The sequence below is a fragment of the Streptomyces sp. 4F14 genome, from assembly GCF_048159485.1.
GTDB lineage: Bacteria > Actinomycetota > Actinomycetes > Streptomycetales > Streptomycetaceae > Streptomyces.
Map to the genome: position 1 here is coordinate 64,541 of NZ_JBLRVY010000032.1, position 15,571 is coordinate 80,111.

At 70.0% G+C, this 15,571-nt stretch carries 8 protein-coding genes; 7 read left to right on the plus strand and 1 reads right to left on the minus strand.

Going from position 1 to position 15,571, the window contains the following annotated elements; translation table 11 throughout:
- Positions 1-49 precede the first annotated feature (49 nt).
- Positions 50-970 carry an aldehyde dehydrogenase family protein gene (locus tag ACLZOT_RS39955; RefSeq protein WP_416974088.1) on the plus strand — a complete coding sequence of 307 codons (921 nt, stop codon included), beginning with the start codon at positions 50-52 and terminating at the stop codon, positions 968-970.
- A 56-nt stretch (positions 971-1,026) separates the two neighbouring features.
- Here the strand turns inward: ACLZOT_RS39955 and ACLZOT_RS39960 are convergent, their stop codons facing one another.
- On the minus strand, positions 1,027-5,967 hold the full coding sequence (locus ACLZOT_RS39960) for a LamG-like jellyroll fold domain-containing protein (RefSeq protein ID WP_416974089.1): 4,941 nt from the start codon (positions 5,965-5,967) through the stop codon (positions 1,027-1,029).
- Positions 5,968-6,167: 200 nt separating this feature from the next.
- On the opposite strand from ACLZOT_RS39960, the gene ACLZOT_RS39965 reads away from it, so the two are divergent.
- The 6 genes from ACLZOT_RS39965 to ACLZOT_RS39990 all read left to right on the plus strand — a co-directional run bounded on the left by ACLZOT_RS39965 (position 6,168) and on the right by ACLZOT_RS39990 (position 15,453).
- Positions 6,168-12,635, plus strand: coding sequence for an RHS repeat-associated core domain-containing protein (locus tag ACLZOT_RS39965; protein ID WP_416974090.1), 6,468 nt, complete (start codon positions 6,168-6,170; stop codon positions 12,633-12,635).
- A gap of 63 nt (positions 12,636-12,698) precedes the next feature.
- Positions 12,699-13,355 carry a hypothetical protein gene (locus tag ACLZOT_RS39970; RefSeq protein WP_416974091.1) on the plus strand — a complete coding sequence of 219 codons (657 nt, stop codon included), beginning with the start codon at positions 12,699-12,701 and terminating at the stop codon, positions 13,353-13,355.
- 19 nt (positions 13,356-13,374) lie between these two features.
- Positions 13,375-13,686 (plus strand): hypothetical protein, encoded by a 312-nt coding sequence (locus ACLZOT_RS39975; RefSeq protein WP_416974092.1) that lies wholly within the window; start codon positions 13,375-13,377, stop codon positions 13,684-13,686.
- Positions 13,686-14,009, plus strand: coding sequence for a hypothetical protein (locus ACLZOT_RS39980; protein WP_416974093.1), 324 nt, complete (start codon positions 13,686-13,688; stop codon positions 14,007-14,009). The genes ACLZOT_RS39975 and ACLZOT_RS39980 overlap by 1 nt, the downstream gene beginning before the upstream one ends.
- 69 nt (positions 14,010-14,078) lie before the next feature.
- Positions 14,079-14,753, plus strand: a complete 675-nt coding sequence (locus ACLZOT_RS39985) for a hypothetical protein (protein ID WP_416974094.1) — start codon at positions 14,079-14,081, stop codon at positions 14,751-14,753.
- Positions 14,754-14,778: 25 nt separating this feature from the next.
- Positions 14,779-15,453 (plus strand): hypothetical protein, encoded by a 675-nt coding sequence (locus ACLZOT_RS39990; protein WP_416974095.1) that lies wholly within the window; start codon positions 14,779-14,781, stop codon positions 15,451-15,453.
- Positions 15,454-15,571: the final 118 nt, after the last annotated feature.

The window sequence follows — 15,571 nt, forward strand, 5'->3', positions numbered from 1 at the left end:
GGCTACCGCGGCACCTCGTCGCCCTCCCCGACAGCCAAGGAACACCGCCATGACCACCACCGACATCACCGCACAGTCCACCGACGCGGAGCGCTTCCAGCACCTCCTCCAAGCTCAGCGCGCCGCCTGCCTCCGCGACGGGGCGCCCTCACTTGAGGCGCGGCGCACCGATCTGTCCAGATTCAAGGCGGCGCTGATCGCCCGGCGCGGCGCCATCGAGGAGGCGATCGACGCCGACTTCGGACATCGCTCGCGACACGAGACCGCGATCATGGAACTCGTGGGCGTCGTGCAGGGCATCGACTACCTGCACCGCAACCTCCGCCGGTTCATGCGTCCGACCCACCGCCACATCGAGATGCTGCTGCGCTTCGGCGGCAACCGCATCGAGTACCAGCCGCTCGGCGTGGTCGGCGTCATCTCGCCGTGGAACTATCCGGTCAACCTGTCGCTCATGCCCGTCGTCACCGCGATCGCCGCCGGCAACCGCGTCATGCTCAAACCGTCCAAGCTGACCCCGGCGACGAACGCGGTGCTCGCCTCGATGCTCGGCGAGCTCTTCCCGCCGGAGCAGGTCACGATGGTCAGCGGCGACGGATCCGCGTTCTCCTCCCTGCCGTTCGACCATCTCGTCTTCACCGGCAGTACCGTGGTCGGGCGAGCCGTGATGAAGGCGGCGAGCGACAACCTCGTCCCCGTCACGCTGGAACTCGGCGGCAAGTCCCCGACCATCGTGGCCAAGGGACACGTCCGGGACCAGGCCGTGTCCGACATCGTCTTCGGCAAGCTCCTCAGCGGCGGGCAGACCTGCATCGCCCCCGACTACGCCCTGGTGCACGAAATCGAAGGATTCCGCACACTCAGCCACCCCAAGGGCATCTACGTACAAGGACGTTGGAACGCCACCCGTCTGCTGTACGCCCCCTTCGGCAAGCGCGCCGACACTCTCCTGGACTTCTTCGTCCGGTGAACTGGTGAGAGGGGTGGCCCGCCCGAGCAGACCACCCCCCCCCGGCATCCCCTGGGTCAGGGGATGTTCTGGTACAGCGCGGTGATCTGGTTCGCCGTCAGGGCGTACGCGTACGCCTGGACGCCGCTCACCGAGCCGCCGAACCAGGCGTTCTGGGTGCCGGCGGACAGGCCCCGGCCGAGGGCGAGGTCGCCGGTCGCCGCCCAGGGGGTCACCCCGGTCGTCGTGGCGGCGAGGGTGCCGTTGACGTACAACTGGGCTGTCTTCGTCGCGGCGTTGTAGACGCCGGTCAGGTGGGTCCAGGTGCCCGCCGTGGCGTTCGCCGCGTACGTGTAGGTGGTCGTCGGGCTCGCGGTGTCGGCGCTGGTGAACGCCAGGGCCCAGCCGGGGTTTCCGGTGTGGGTGTGGTTGTACTGGAGGGCGAAGGGCGAGGTCTGGGTGCCCTCTTCGGACAGGACGGTCTGGTCGGACGTACCGGCGGTGGTGAGTTTCACCCACGCGGAGAGGGTGAAACTGCCGGTGGTGCCGACGACTTGGGGGTTGGCGCTGACCGCGTACCCGGTGCTGCCGTCGAGCGACAGGACGGTGCCCCGCGTCGCGTCCGTGGCCCAGCTCGCGCCGCCCGTCAGGGTGAGCGGGTTGTTGCCGAGGTTCGGGTTCGCGCCCGCCGCGTTGAGGGTGTTGAGCGTGTCGGTCGCGGCGGTGTCGGTGGCGACCGGCATTCCGTCGCCGTCGTCGAGGTTCCAGGTGTCGACGGGGGAGAGGAGGGCCGTGGTGAGCGCCCCGAACGCCGGGTTGGACAGGTTGACGTGGTCGCCGCTGTCGGCCGCCGCCGAGAGTTTCTCCTCACCGGTCGTCGCGTCCGGCACGGCCACGGCCGCGTCGAAGTCCGCGAAGTACACGGCGGGCGTGGCCCAGGGGTTGCCCAGGTTCATGCCGCCGAGGAAGGCGTTGACGTCGGTGCGGTTGTCATCGGTGGTGCTCGTGCACGGGTCGTTGGGGGTGGCGCCGTCGCCGGCGAAGCCCTCGCAGGGGGTCAGCGAGGTCAGGACGACGTTGACGCCCCAGCCCTGGAGCTGCTGCACCAGCTCCGTGTAGCCGTCGGCGTCCAGGTCGTCGCTGGTGGACCCGGAGAGCAGGTCTTCGAGCCCGGCGTCCACGACGACCGTGGACAGGCCCGGCTGGTCGAGGATGTCCCGGTCGAGCCGGGAGAGCACCGAGGGCCCGCCGACCGGATTGCCGCTGTACGTCTCGGGGTTGTCGGTCATGAGCTGGTTGGCCTCGATGCCCTCGGCGAGCACGCCGTAGGGGCTGGCCGTGGTGGGTTCGGCGGCGGTCAGGCCGTCGGCCACCCGGTAGCCGTTGGAGTTGGGCAGCGTCGTGTTCGGCTGGAACGGGTCCACCAGGTGGTCCCCGAGGACCGCCTCGGTGGGTACGTTCGCCGACTGCACGTCCAGACCGGTCACCAGGTCCGTGAAGTTGCCGTACGCGGCGGCGGTGGTCGTGAACGGTGTGGCGCTGGTGCCGGTGGTGAGGTCGCCGCTGCCGTTCGCGGTGATGTACTCGTAGGAACCGCCCGCGTACGTGTGCTGCACCAAGTACGGGACGGCGTTGGAGAGTTGGTAGGAGACCAGCAGGTACTGGTTCGCGGTGACGGTGAACGGCAGCGGGTCGCTGTAGACCATGCCGCCGACGGGGACGGTCACCGCCTGGGCGCCGCCGAACTTCAGGGTCGTCGGCGTCCCCGAGGGGACCGCGCCGATCGCGTTCGGGGTGGAGCTGACGGCGATCGTCGCGTGGCCGATGGACAGCTTGTTCGTGCCGAGCGCGTTGTCGAGCTTGACGCGGACCGTGGACCCGGACACCGAGGGCTTCAGGGCCACCCGGATCGTCTGGTTCGAGTAGGTTCCGCCGCCCGGCAGGCCGAAGCTGCCCTCGGTGGCCCCGGACCAGGCGCCCGTCCAGGACTGGCCCGACGGGGCGGCGGCGTAGGTGCCGTTCGCCTCGGCGGTCCCGGCGGTCGTGTTGCGGGTGCCCAGCGCGAAGACGTGCAGCGTCGGCTCGCTCGCCCCGGCCGCGCCGGTCAGGTCGGGCAGGGTCACCGAGGCGATGGTGCGCGTCGGGTCGACCGGCACCGAGAAGGCGTACACCTGGCGGTTCGCCGTGCTCTGCGTGGAGCCGTTGGCGTGCGGGAAGACCGCCGCCGCGATGGAGCTGTCGGTGTTCGACCAGTCCGGCACGGTCAGCGTGTACCCGGCGCTGGTGCCGTCGGTGTACGTGATCTGCCCGGTCGCCGGGCAGAATCCGTCGGCGTCGTCACCGGTGAAGCAGTACGCGCCGCTGACCCGGGTACCGGCGGGCACGTACGGGGACGTGGTGTCACCCGCGATCGCCCCCGGCGAGGCCAGGTTGGTGTACGTGGAGGCGGTCAGGAAGACCAGCGCGCTGCCCTGGCCGGAGTAGCCGACGGTCTGGTTGGCCGCGACCAGGTTGTCCTTCTGCCCGGAACCGAAGGCGGGCAGCGTCATCGTGGCGCCGTCGACGGTCACCCTGCCGCCGCTCGCCCAGCCCGCGTTCGCCCAGTCGGTCGCCGAGAAGCTGTGCCCGTTGCCGTCGAAGTTGCCGGCGGTCATGTTGCTGTCGGCGCTGACACCCACGTTGTCGAAGCAGGCGGCGAGGCTCGCACAGCTCGTGTTCGGGTGCCCGGCGGCCAGGAACGGGTAGGCGGAGGTGCCCGACACGTCACCGGCGCCGTCCACGGCGTACACGTACAGGGTGTGCGGACCCGGCGAGGGCGGGGCGACGGTGACGGTCGCCTTGTTGCCGCTCGCGGTGACCGTCTCGCTCGCGGGCGCGCTGCTCGTCGGCGGCGGCACGTCGAGGTGGTACACGAACTTCGTCGCGGTCGTGCCGGAGCCGGTGATGTCGAACTTGCCCGAGGTGCCCGCAGCCGCGCCGACCGCCGCGTCGGTGACGTCCGTGTTCGGGTACAGGTTGCTCTCCGAGGCGAGCGCCGGCTCGTCGGGGGCGTTCGGCTCGGCGGTGAAGTGGCAGGTGGGGGACTGGCTGTAGGTCGTGGACGCCATGCCGTCGGTGACGATGACGTCCCAGTCGACCGTCTTCCCGGCCGTCAGCGACGAGACGAACGAGGCCGGGAGCGAGGCCGTGGCGTACGTGTTGTTCGACAGGTTGTCGCCGCTCTTGACCGTCGCCTTCGTGGTCGTGCCGTCCACCCAGTACTGGAACGTCGCCTGGAGCTTGTCCCCGTTCGGGTCCTTCACCTTGGCGCGCAGCACCGGCGGCGTGGAGGCGATCGTCTTGCCCATGTAGGGGTACGGCGAGGCGGTGTCGCAGGCCGCGTCGGCGGCGCCGGACACGGCGGCCATGGTCGCGGCGGTCGGGGCGCTCGGCGGGTTGTCGAAGAAGATCTGGAGCGTCGGGTTGTGCGAGAACCGCTTGAACCCCAGGTCGTTGCGGCTGGACTCCATCGAGTCCTCGCTCAGGGTGGCGGTGAAGCTCGTCGAGTGCCCGCTCGCCGCCTTCTTGATCGGCGTCAGCACGTCGAAGCCGTTGGTGGAGCTGCCGTTGTTCGGGCACAGCGACGGGTTGTACGCCGGTCCGAAGCTCTTCGACGTCGAATAGCTGTTGTACTTCGGCCTGTTGCTCCAGTCCGTGCCCGAGCCGATGCCCCTGGACCAGTGCAGGTTGACCGTCGCCGTCGTCGAGCAGGACGCCGAGTAGATGTCGGTCGCGTCGACCTCGGCGCTGTTGATCGTCGCGCCGAAGATCGTCTTGGACAGCGTCCACTGGTAGATGGCGTGTTCGTCACCCGTGTTGCAGGAGCCCTCGGGCCAGCCGTTGTAGCCGACGCCGAGATAGCCGTTGTCGGCGAGCGACCCCGTCTTGTTGTAGAACGACGTGCCCGGGCAGCCCTGCTTCACCTCGTCGAACGCCGGGTTCGCGTAGTCGACGGGGTGCCAGTTCACCGAGGGGTCGATGTAGACCGGGAAGACCGTCGAGGCGCGCGTCAGCATCGCGCGGTCCGGTACGAGGGACAGGGCGCCGGAGCCGACATGGGTACCGACCTCGGCGACGCGGGCGGCCATGCCCGGGTGCGCGGCGTCGGAGGCGTCGGCGGCGACCTTCGCCTTCGTGTGCAGGGCGCGGTTGGAGTCCCACTGGAGCGGGGTGGGGGAGTCCGCGACGGCCGTGCCTTCGGGGTCCGTGACGGTGAGTCCGCCGTCGGTGGCGGTGGCCAGGTGTCCTCCGTGCACCTGAGCGCCCAGGCGCAGGGAGGCCAGCGCCGGGTTGCGTGCCGCCGAGGCGTCGTGCACGACGAGGGTCTCGCTGGGGCCGCCGGACGCGGTGGCGGAGACCTGGAGGTCGACGCCGGGGAGCACGGCGGGGTAGGTCGCGGTATCGCCTTTGACGCGCGGCGTCGGAAGGGGAGTCGGCCAGGTCAGGGTGAGCGTGGTGGCGCCGGAGCGGGTGACCGCGAGGGGGGCCGTGCCGCCGCCGGAGAAGGTCACCGTGCCGTACGCGGTGGCCTTCGGGGTCCAGGTGCCGTCGGCGTGGTGCGTGAGCGTGAGGTCCACCGGGACCCAGTGGCCGGACTGCCGGGTTCGCACCGGCAACGGGTTGGAGACCGTGCGGAATCCGCCGCCCGGCTGCGCCTCCACCTGGACCGTGGGGGTGGTGAGGGAGGGGACGGTGACCGGTTTCCCGGTGGCGTGCGCCTGCTTCGCCGCCGCCTGCATGGCGGTGGAATCGGCCGAGGTGGGGCCGAAACCGTCCGGGAGTACCGGCGAACTCGTCGACGGCGCCGGGGACTTGGAGACGGGGGCGCTCTTGCCGGAGACCTGGAGGCCGGCGGCCGGGCGCGGGGTCGCGGCGGCGGGGGTGGCGGCGAGGCCGGCCGCGCCGACCGCCAGGATCGCGGCGGCCGCGAGCGCCGCGCTCGGTCTGTGGATTCGCGCACGTGCACGAGGTGGGTGCATCGGATTCCCGTCTCTGGAAGGGCTCTTGGGGCGGACGTTCGGAACCCCGTAAAGATCAGGCGGGCAGGTGAGAGACGTATGTGGTCCGGTCAAGAATCGGGGAAGAGGTTCCGGTTGCCCGATGCGCGGCAAATCCACAGGCACGTACGGTCCGTCACATCGTGAAGATCGACCGCCTCGCCGTGCGAAGGAGCAAGTCCTTGCCCAGGACGACAGGTTCACACGGCCGGACGGCCGCCGGACGCCTCAGACCCGACGCCCGCCTCGGACGCGGACTCACCGCGCTGACGGCCGTGATCTCCGTGATCGTCGGCGCGAGCGGCGCGGCCCGACCGGTCCACGGCCATCCGCAGCCCGGGTTCACGCAGGTGAAGGCTGTGCCGGTGACGGCCGTGCGCTCCCACTACGGGCCCGCCCGGCATCTGGCCAACACGCCGTCGCCGAAGGTGACGTGGCCCAGCGGGGCGGCGTCCTTCAGCGGGGCCGGTGCGGCGGGTCGTACGGCTGCGGCACCGGGCGCCCGGCTCCGGGCGGGCAGCCTTCCGATCTGGCTCACGACCCCCGCGAGCAACACCCCTTCTTCCGGGGCGAGTTCCTCCGCCGACTCCGGTCGAGCCGCCGCCCACAGTGCCGCTCCCGCCACCGCACGCGTCCTCCCCCAGCGCACAGGCCAGGCCGCCGGAGTCCACGGCGTCCTCCTCCAGTTGACCGGCCTCCCGAGGGCCAAGGCTCAACTCGCCCTGGACTACCGGGACTTCACCGCCGCCTACGGCGCCGACTGGGCCTCCCGTCTCCGCCTCGTCCAGCTCCCCGCCTGCGCCCTGACGACACCGGCCCGCCCCGCCTGCCGTACCCAGACCCCCGTCGCCTCCACCAACGACGCCAAGGCGCAGACCCTCTCCGCCCCGCTCGCCCTCGCGCAGAGCGACGTCGTCATGGCCGCCACCGCCGCGCCCACCGGAGGCGGCGGCGACTTCAGCGCCACCTCCCTGAAGGCGTCCGGCTCCTGGCAGGCCGGCGGCAGCACGGACGCGTTCACCTGGTCGTACCCGATCAGCGGCCCCGCCGTACCCGGTGGACTCGCCCCCAACCTCGCCCTGGGCTACGACTCGCAGAGCGTGGACGGCCTCACCTCGTCCACGAACAACCAGGCGTCGGCCGTCGGCGACGGCTTCTCCCTGCCGAGCAACTACATCGAGCGCTCGTACGGCTCCTGCCACGACAACCCGGCGGGCTCCACGAGGACTTGGGACAACTGCTGGTCGTCCGACAACCAGCTCACCCTCTCCCTCAACGGCACCACCACGACCCTCGTCAAGGACGACACGACCGGCGCCTACCGCGCCCAGGGCGACTCCGACGAGCGCGTCGAGCGGCTGACCGGCGCCACCAACGGCGCGCAGAGCGGCGAGTACTTCCGGGTGACCACCTCCAACGGCACCCAGTACACCTTCGGCCTCAACCAGCTCCCCGGCTGGGCCTCGGGCAACACCGCCACGAACTCCGTCCTGACGGAACCCGTCTACGCGACCGCCTCCGGCCAGCCCTGCTACAACGCGACCTGGGCCAACTCCTGGTGCCAACAGGGCTACCGCTGGATGCTGGACTACGTCAAGGACACCCACGGCGACGTGATGTCCTACTTCTACACCCCCACGACCGGGCACTACGCCCGCAACCTCGGCAAGACCGCCGACACCCCGTACGTCCGCGACGCGGCCCTCGCGAAGATCCAGTACGGCCAGCGCGACGGCTCGGTGTACTCCACCAGCCCCGCCGCCCAGGTCACCTTCACCTACAACGGCCGCTGCAACACCTCCGCGACGGGCTGCGCCACCTCCACGCTGACCAGCTCCACCGCGTCCAAGTGGCCCGACGTGCCGTTCGACCTCGACTGCGCGAGCGGCGCGACCTGCTCCTCCAACTCGCCGACGTTCTGGAGCGAGAACGAGCTGACGGGCATCCAGACCCAGGCGCTCGTCGGCACCACCGAGACCAACGTCGACGCGTGGGCGTTCACGTACTCGTTCCCCGCCACCGGGGACGCGACCACCCCCTCCCTGTGGCTCAACTCCGTGACCCGCACCGGCCAGGACACCTCCGGCGGGGGCTCCACGGCGGCGCTCGCCATGCCCAAGGTGACCTTCTCCGGCACCCCGCTGTCGAACCGCGTGGACCTGACCGACGGCTACCCGCCCATCACCCGCTACCGCCTCAACACGATCACCACCGAGTCCGGCGGCATCATCAGCGTCGGCTACACGGCCCCGGCCTGCGGCGGCGGCACCCCCAGTGACGCGAGCCAGAACACCAAGCTGTGCTACCCCGGTTACTGGACGCCCACCGGGCAGACCAGCCCGATGCTGGACTGGTTCAACAAGTACGTCGTCACCACCGTCACCCAGCAGGACCCGACCGGCGGCGGCGTCAACGACACGATCGTCACCCGCTACACCCCCGTCGGCACCCCCGCCTGGCACCACGACGACAACCCGCTCACCGCCGCCGCCCAGCGCACCTGGGACCAGTGGCGCGGCTACGGCGGCATGAAGGTCACCACCGGCACCGCGCCCGACCCGGCGACCGAGACCGACTACACCTACTTCCGCGGCATGGACGGCGACACCCTCTCCAGCGGCACCCGCGCGGCGTCCGTCACCGACTCCCGGGGCGACCCGGCGGTCACCGACTCACCCCAGTACGCGGGCCTGACGTACGAGGCGATCCTCTACAACGGTCTGAACAGCGGAAAGGTCGTCAACGACACGATCACCACGCCCTGGAGCAGCGCCGCCACCGCGACCCACGCCCTGTCCGGCGGGCTCCCCGCGCAGAAGGCGTACCTCACCGGCCAGAAGTCGGTCCAGGTCTTCACACCGCTGGCCTCCGGCTCCACCCGCGAGACCGAGACCGACTACACCCACGACACCCACGGCCGCGTCACCCAGACCGACGACAAGGGCGACGTCTCCACCACGGGCGACGACCTGTGCACCACCGCGACCTACGCCGACAGCGCCTCCGCGTGGATCTACGACCTGGTCGACGAGACGAGGACGGTCTCCGTCAAGTGCGCGACCACCCCGACGCTCCCGGCCGACGCCGTCAGCGACAAGCGGGTCCTGTACGACGGCTCCACCACCTTCGGCGCCACCCCGACCACCGGTGACCCGACCTCGACCCAGCAGGCCACGTCGTACACCGGCTCCACCCCGGTCTACTCGACCATGTCGGCCCTCACGACGGACGTCTACGGCCGCACCCTCACCAGCACCGACGCCGACCAGCGCACCACCACGACCGCCTACACCCCGACGACCGGCGCCGCCCCCACCGCCATCGTCTCCACCGACCCGCTGGGCCAGACCCTCAGCCAGACCTACGACGCCTCCCGCGGCCTGATGCTGACGCAGACCACGGCCGCCGGGTACGTCACCAAGGCGCAGTACGACGCCCTCGGCCGCACCACGGCCGTCTTCCGCCCCGGCATCACCGCCGCGACGGCCAAGTACACGTACGCGCTCGCCGCCGACAAGCCGAGCACCGTCACCACCCAGACCCTCAACGACGACGGCACCTACCGCAGCAGCGAACTCCTCATGGACGCCCTGCTGCGCCCCCGCGAGACGCAGATCGCGACCGTCGACGGCGGCCGGGACGTCACCGACACCGTCTACGACACCAACGGCTGGGTCGCCAAGACCACCGCCCCCTACTACACGACCGGCGCCCCCGGCGCGACGCTCGTGCAGGCCCAGGACGGTGACATCCCCTCGGAGACCGGCTTCACCTACGACGGCGCCGGCCGCAAGACCGTCGCCACCGCCTACGCCCTGGGCACCGCCACCTGGAACACCACCACCGTCTTCGGCGGGAACTTCACCACCACCATCCCGCCGAAGGGCGGCGTCGCCGAGTCCACGCTCACCGACGCCCGGGGCCGCAGGACCGACCTGTACCAGTACCACACGGGCGCCGCCGCCGACCCCGTCCACGACAGCGCCTCCGACTACTCCGACACCCACTACACGTACTTCCCCGACGGCCACCAGTCCGGCCAGACCGACCCCGCCGGCAACACCTGGTCCTGGACCTACAACCTCCTCGGCGACCAGGTCACCTCCACCGACCCCGACGCCGGCGGCTCCTCGGCGAGCTACGACAACGCCGGCCAGCTCCTGACGACCACCGACGCGCGCGGCGACCAGGCGACCTACACGTACGACAAGGACGGCCGCCGCACCGCCGTCTACGACACCACCGGCAACGCCACCGCGTCCGCCGCGAACCAGACCGCCGCCTGGACGTACGACACGCTGAAGAAGGGGTACCCCACCTCCTCCACCTCGTACCAACTGGGTACGGGGAGCGCCTCGGTCACCAACGCCGTCCTCGCCTACACCAGCCTCGGCAAGGTCGCCGCCACCAAGACCACCCTGGCCAACCTGCCGAGCAACCTCGCGGCCCTCGCACCCAGCGCCGGGTACACCGAGTCGTACACCTACAAGACCACCGGCACACCGGCCAGCAGCCAGTCCCCGGCGGGCGGCGGGCTCCCCGCCGAGACCGTGGACTACGGGTACGACCAGTTCGGGCAGCCCACCAGCGTCGCCAGCAGCGCATGGACGTACGTCGCCGCCGTCGGGTACGACGAGTACGGGGAGCCCCTCCAGTACTCCATGGGCCCCACCACCAGTTGGGTCGACCTCACCCTCAAGTACGACGCCCAGACCGGGCAGCCCACCGACGCCAAGACCACCGACTCCAGCAGTTCCACGGTCGTCGACGACACCACGTACACGTGGGGCAACGCCGACGTCTCCAAGGGCGCCGGGCTCCTCACCTCCACCACCGGCAGCCAGTCCGGCACCCAGTGCTACGGCTACGACTGGGCCGCCCGCCTCACCGCGGCCTGGACCGCGACCGACAACTGCGCCGCCGCCGCGAGCAGTTCGACCGTCGGCGGGCCCGACCCCTACTGGCAGACCTGGACCTACACCGCCGACGGCCAGCGCGACACCCAGACCGACCACGGCGCCACCGACACGACCACGGCCTACCACTACCCGGCGCCCGGCTCCGCGACCGACCAGCCCCACACCCTCACCAGCACCACCGGCCCCGCCGCGGACACCGCGTCCTACACCTACGACGCCTCCGGCAACACCACCACCGTCAAGGGCGGCGCCCTCGGCGACCAGACCCTCGTCTGGAACCACCAGAACCGCCTGGACACCGACACGACGTCCGGCGGCACGACGAGCTACCTCTACGGCCTCGACGGCGGCCTCGTCCTGCGCACCGACCCGACGCAGGCCACGCTCTACCTCGGCGACGAGGAACTCGTCGAGAACCTCTCCACCAAGACGGTCACCGGCACCCGCTACTACTCCGTCGCCGGCACCACCGTCGCCGCGCGTTCCAGCAGCGGGAACATCCAGTACCTCATCCCCAACCGCCAGGGCACCGACTACCTCTCCGTCGACTACCAGACCCAGGCCGTCACCCGCCGCGAGTACCTCCCCTTCGGCGGCACCCGCGGCACGACGCCCACCACCTGGCCCGGCGACAAGGGCTACGTCGGCGGCACCACCGACACCGGGACCGGGCTCGTCAACCTCGGGCTGCGCGAGTACGACGCCCGGACGGGCCGTTTCATCAGCCGCGACCCCCAGCTGGAGGCCACGGACCCCTCGCAGCTCACCGGCTACGACTACGCCGCCAACAACCCCGTCACCGGCAGCGACCCCACCGGCCAGAGCTGGTTCAGCTCCCTCTCCAACGCCGTCTCCGGCTTCGCCGACACCGCCCAGCAGGTCATCGACCGCACGAACGGGCCCATGGCCGCGCTCGGGGTGGGCGAGCTGCTGATCGGGGCCGCGCCGGACGGGCTGGGCGGGGCGCTCATGGCCACCGGCATCGGCGCACTGGGCCCGGGCGAGGCGCTGATCGCCGCGGGGACCGCGCTGGCCGTGTCCGGAAGCGCGACGGTGGCGTCGGCGGTCGCCGCGCCGAACATCGCGTATGCCGTGCAGAACGGGGACGGCGGGGGCGGCGGTGAGGACGGGGGCGGGTCCGACGGCTCGTCCTCGGAGGACCCGAGCCGGGACGCGGACGCGCAGAAGCTGGTCCGCGAGCACCTGAAGAGTGGTAGGACCGACCAGCTCACCCTGGACAACGCCTACCGCGCGCTGGACGGGGCGCCGGAGGGTACTCGGGTTCAAGGTCTGTCCGAAGAGAACGAGTACAAGAACATGAAGGGCTATAAAAATCCTGACCTTGAGTATCTCGACCAGCAAGGAAACGTGGTCGGCTACGGAGAGGTCAAGACTGTTGGGAAGATCGACCAGAAGACCTTCAACGATCAGCTTTCCAGTGCCGTGCAACAGTTGCGTGTTCGTGATGACGTGGAGGGGTCCCAGGACATCGATGAAATCTTCATTCAAGTCCCTGACCTGACCGATGCCCGGGAGATCAAGGGATGGGTCCGTTCCTATCAGCGGGCCCGGGAGAGGCGAGGCAGCCCTCTCGACAAAGTCAGCGGATACCACGTACGGGTCTACAGTAAAAGCGGCAGCAAACTGGCAGACTTCGACCTCGGCGTCAACGCCGACGAAGGCCATGTCGTGGGACACACCTACTATTCGTCGAACGGTTACTCCTACTGAATCTCCGTCCACTGTCCTGCCCTTGCCCGAAAGGCACATTCCTTGTCCTCGACGCTTTACCGAGTGCTCGAACCCTTTTCCGACGCGTCGAGCGCGCTGACCCGGGCACGGGCGATCATGCGGGACCTGACCGACTGGACCGCCCTCCCCTGGCCCACCCTGGAGGAGATCACCACAGCCGAGCAGTACGCATACGCCCTGCGGACCTTCGACACCGCCCGCATGGCCGGCGACTGGGAGCCCGGCGTCATGCCTTTCCTGGGCGAACTGAGACGCCGCGGGGTCATCACCTTCGACGAGGGTCCGTCGAAAACCTGGTTCACGGCGGACCTGAGGATCAGCCCTGACCTGGCCGATCTCTGGCCGCTGCCCGAGGGGGTGGACCTCGGCCTGGACCTGACCCCGCCCTTCGGCAGTCCTGGTGGCAGGGAGCCCGAGGACACCTGCACCGAGGAGGAGTTGGACCAGATGGTCGCCGCCCTCGGGCCACTGACGCTGAATGCCAGATGGGATTGCGCCTGGCGCGGCCTGCCCGAGTCGAAGGACTGTGCCGTGCAACTCTGCTTGAACAGTGTCTGGGTCTCGCAGCACACCGAGCCGTCCCCCGGAGAGTTCGGCGTCTGGATCTCCCTCGGCCCCCGCGTGGCCTGGACCCCCGCCGGAGAGACATGGCTGCATGACCTGGGAATTCCGCTGGGCGAACCCCAGACGGGCTGGTGAACTTCGAAAGGAACCCTTTTTGTCCTCTACGCTCTGGCCCGTACTCGAACCCTTTCCCGACGCCGTGAGCGCGTTGGCGAGGGCACGCGAGATCGCGCGCGAGCTGGCTGACTGGGCCTCGGGCCCCACGGCTCGAATGAAGCTGGTCACCACGGTTGAGCAGTACGCGTACGCCCTCTCGGCCTTCGACACCGCCCGCATCCACGGGAACCAGGCAGAACCCGGTGTCGGACCCTGCTTGGACGAACTGCGGCGCCGCACTGTCGTCACGTTCGACAACGAAGAGCCGGGGTCCTGGTTCGCTGGCTATGCGACCCTCCCCCCGATCTGATGGACCTCTGGTCGCTGCCCGAGAGGCTGACTCTCACTCTGGACTCGACAGCGCCCTTCGGCGATCCCTACAGCGAGTTCGACCCCGACTGCAGCGAGGAGGAGCTGGATGACATGGTTTCCGTTCTCGGACCGCTGTCTCTGGACGTGGACTGGGACTGCGGTTGGCGCGGCCTGTCCGAGTTCAAGGACTGCGGTGTGCAACTCTGCCTGAACAGTGTCTGGACGCAGCAGATCGCCGTGCCGTCGCCCGGCGAGTTCGGCGTCTGGCTCCCTCGGCAACCGCATCGCCTGGACGACCGAAGGCGAGAACTGGCGCCGTGACTGCGGACTTTCGCTGGGCGAACCGCAGTCGGGTTGGTGATCCGGCCGACTCCCCGATAGGCATGTTCCTTGTCCTCGGCTCTCCACCGTGTGCGCGAACCCTTCCCCGACGCGCCGAGCGCGCTGGCGCGGGCGCGGGCGATCATGCGTGACTTTGCCGACCGGAGCGGTCTTCCCTGGGCCCAGCTCGGAGAGGTCACCACACGCGAGCAGTACGAGCACGCGGTACGGACGTTCAGCACCGGGAGGGTGGGAGGGGAACGGGATCTTCCCGGACTGGACGCGTACCTCGGTGAACTGGCATTCCGGGGGGTCGCGCTCGACCGTATGGAGCCGCACCCCGTCTTCGTCGCGGACATCGAGCTTCGGCCCGACCTCGCCGACCTCTGGCCGCTGCCGGAGGGACTCTCCTTCTTCCTGAACTCGACGCCGCCTTTCGGTACAGCCGACAGTGAGCCGGAGGACGACAGCGCTGAGGAGGACGTCAGCCGGATGGCCTCCCTGATCGGACCCCTGGTCCTGGACGTCAGGTGGGACTGTGCCTGGCGTGGTCTGTCCGAGTCCAAGGACTGCGGGGTGCTGTTGTGCATGAACAGTGTCTGGGTGCCCCAGCATGTCGAGCCGTTCCCGGGTGAGTTCGGGGTCTGGATCTCTCTCGGACCTCGCGTCGCCGGGTCACCGGAAGCCGAGGGGTGGCTCCGGGACTGCGGACTCGTGCTGGACGAACCCCAGGACGGCTGGTGACCAGGTCTGTTGAAAGGAACGCTTCTTGGCCTCGACACTCTGGCCCGTGCTCGAACCCTTTCCCGACGCCGTGAGCGCGTTGGCGAGGGCGCGGGAGATCATGCGGGAACTCGCCGACGGGTTCGGCCTTTCGTGGCCCGAACTGGAACCGATCGGTACGGCGGAGCAGTACGCGTACGCTCTCCGTACCTTCGACTCCGCTCGCATGGTCGCGGACCGCGACCCCGTGGCCGTCTTTCCTTTCCTGGACGAACTGGTGCGGCGCGATGCGATCACGTTCGCGGCGGAGCAGCCGAGGTCATGTCTCCTGGCGGAGCTGCGCCTCGACCCGGGCCTCGGCGACCTCTGGCCGCTGCCCGAGGGCGTGATGGTCTCGCTGGACACGACCTTGCCCTTCGGTACGCCGGAGACCGAGTCCCATCACGACTGCTCGGATGAGGAACTGGACCGGATGGTCGCGGTGCTCGGGCCGTTGAGCCTGGACGCGGAATGGGGCTGTGACTGGCGTGGGCTCTCCAGTACCAAGAACTGTGGCCTGCGGCTCTGTCTGAACAGCGCCTTGCTGGATCAGCACAGCGAGCCGTCCCCCGGAGAGATCGGCGTCTGGGTCGAACTCGGCAACAGGGTCGCCTGGGAGCCGGAGGGGCAAGCCTGGCTCCGGGAGTCGGGGCTGGTGCTGGGGGAACCGCGCATGGGGTGATGCGTCGGCCGGCCGTGCTGAAGGTGGTGCGGGGGAGCGCGAGGACGTGCCGTCCGCGCCGTACCGGGTAGGGCGGGAAATCGTCATACTGGAACTCGCCGGAAGGGCAACGACGGGG

Coding starts and splice junctions, on each gene's coding strand:
- ACLZOT_RS39955 (WP_416974088.1), top strand. CDS start 50: ATGACCACCACCGACATCACCGCACAGTCCACCGACGCGGAGCGCTTC.
- ACLZOT_RS39960 (WP_416974089.1), bottom strand. CDS start 5,967: ATGCACCCACCTCGTGCACGTGCGCGAATCCACAGACCGAGCGCGGCG.
- ACLZOT_RS39980 (WP_416974093.1), top strand. CDS start 13,686: ATGGACCTCTGGTCGCTGCCCGAGAGGCTGACTCTCACTCTGGACTCG.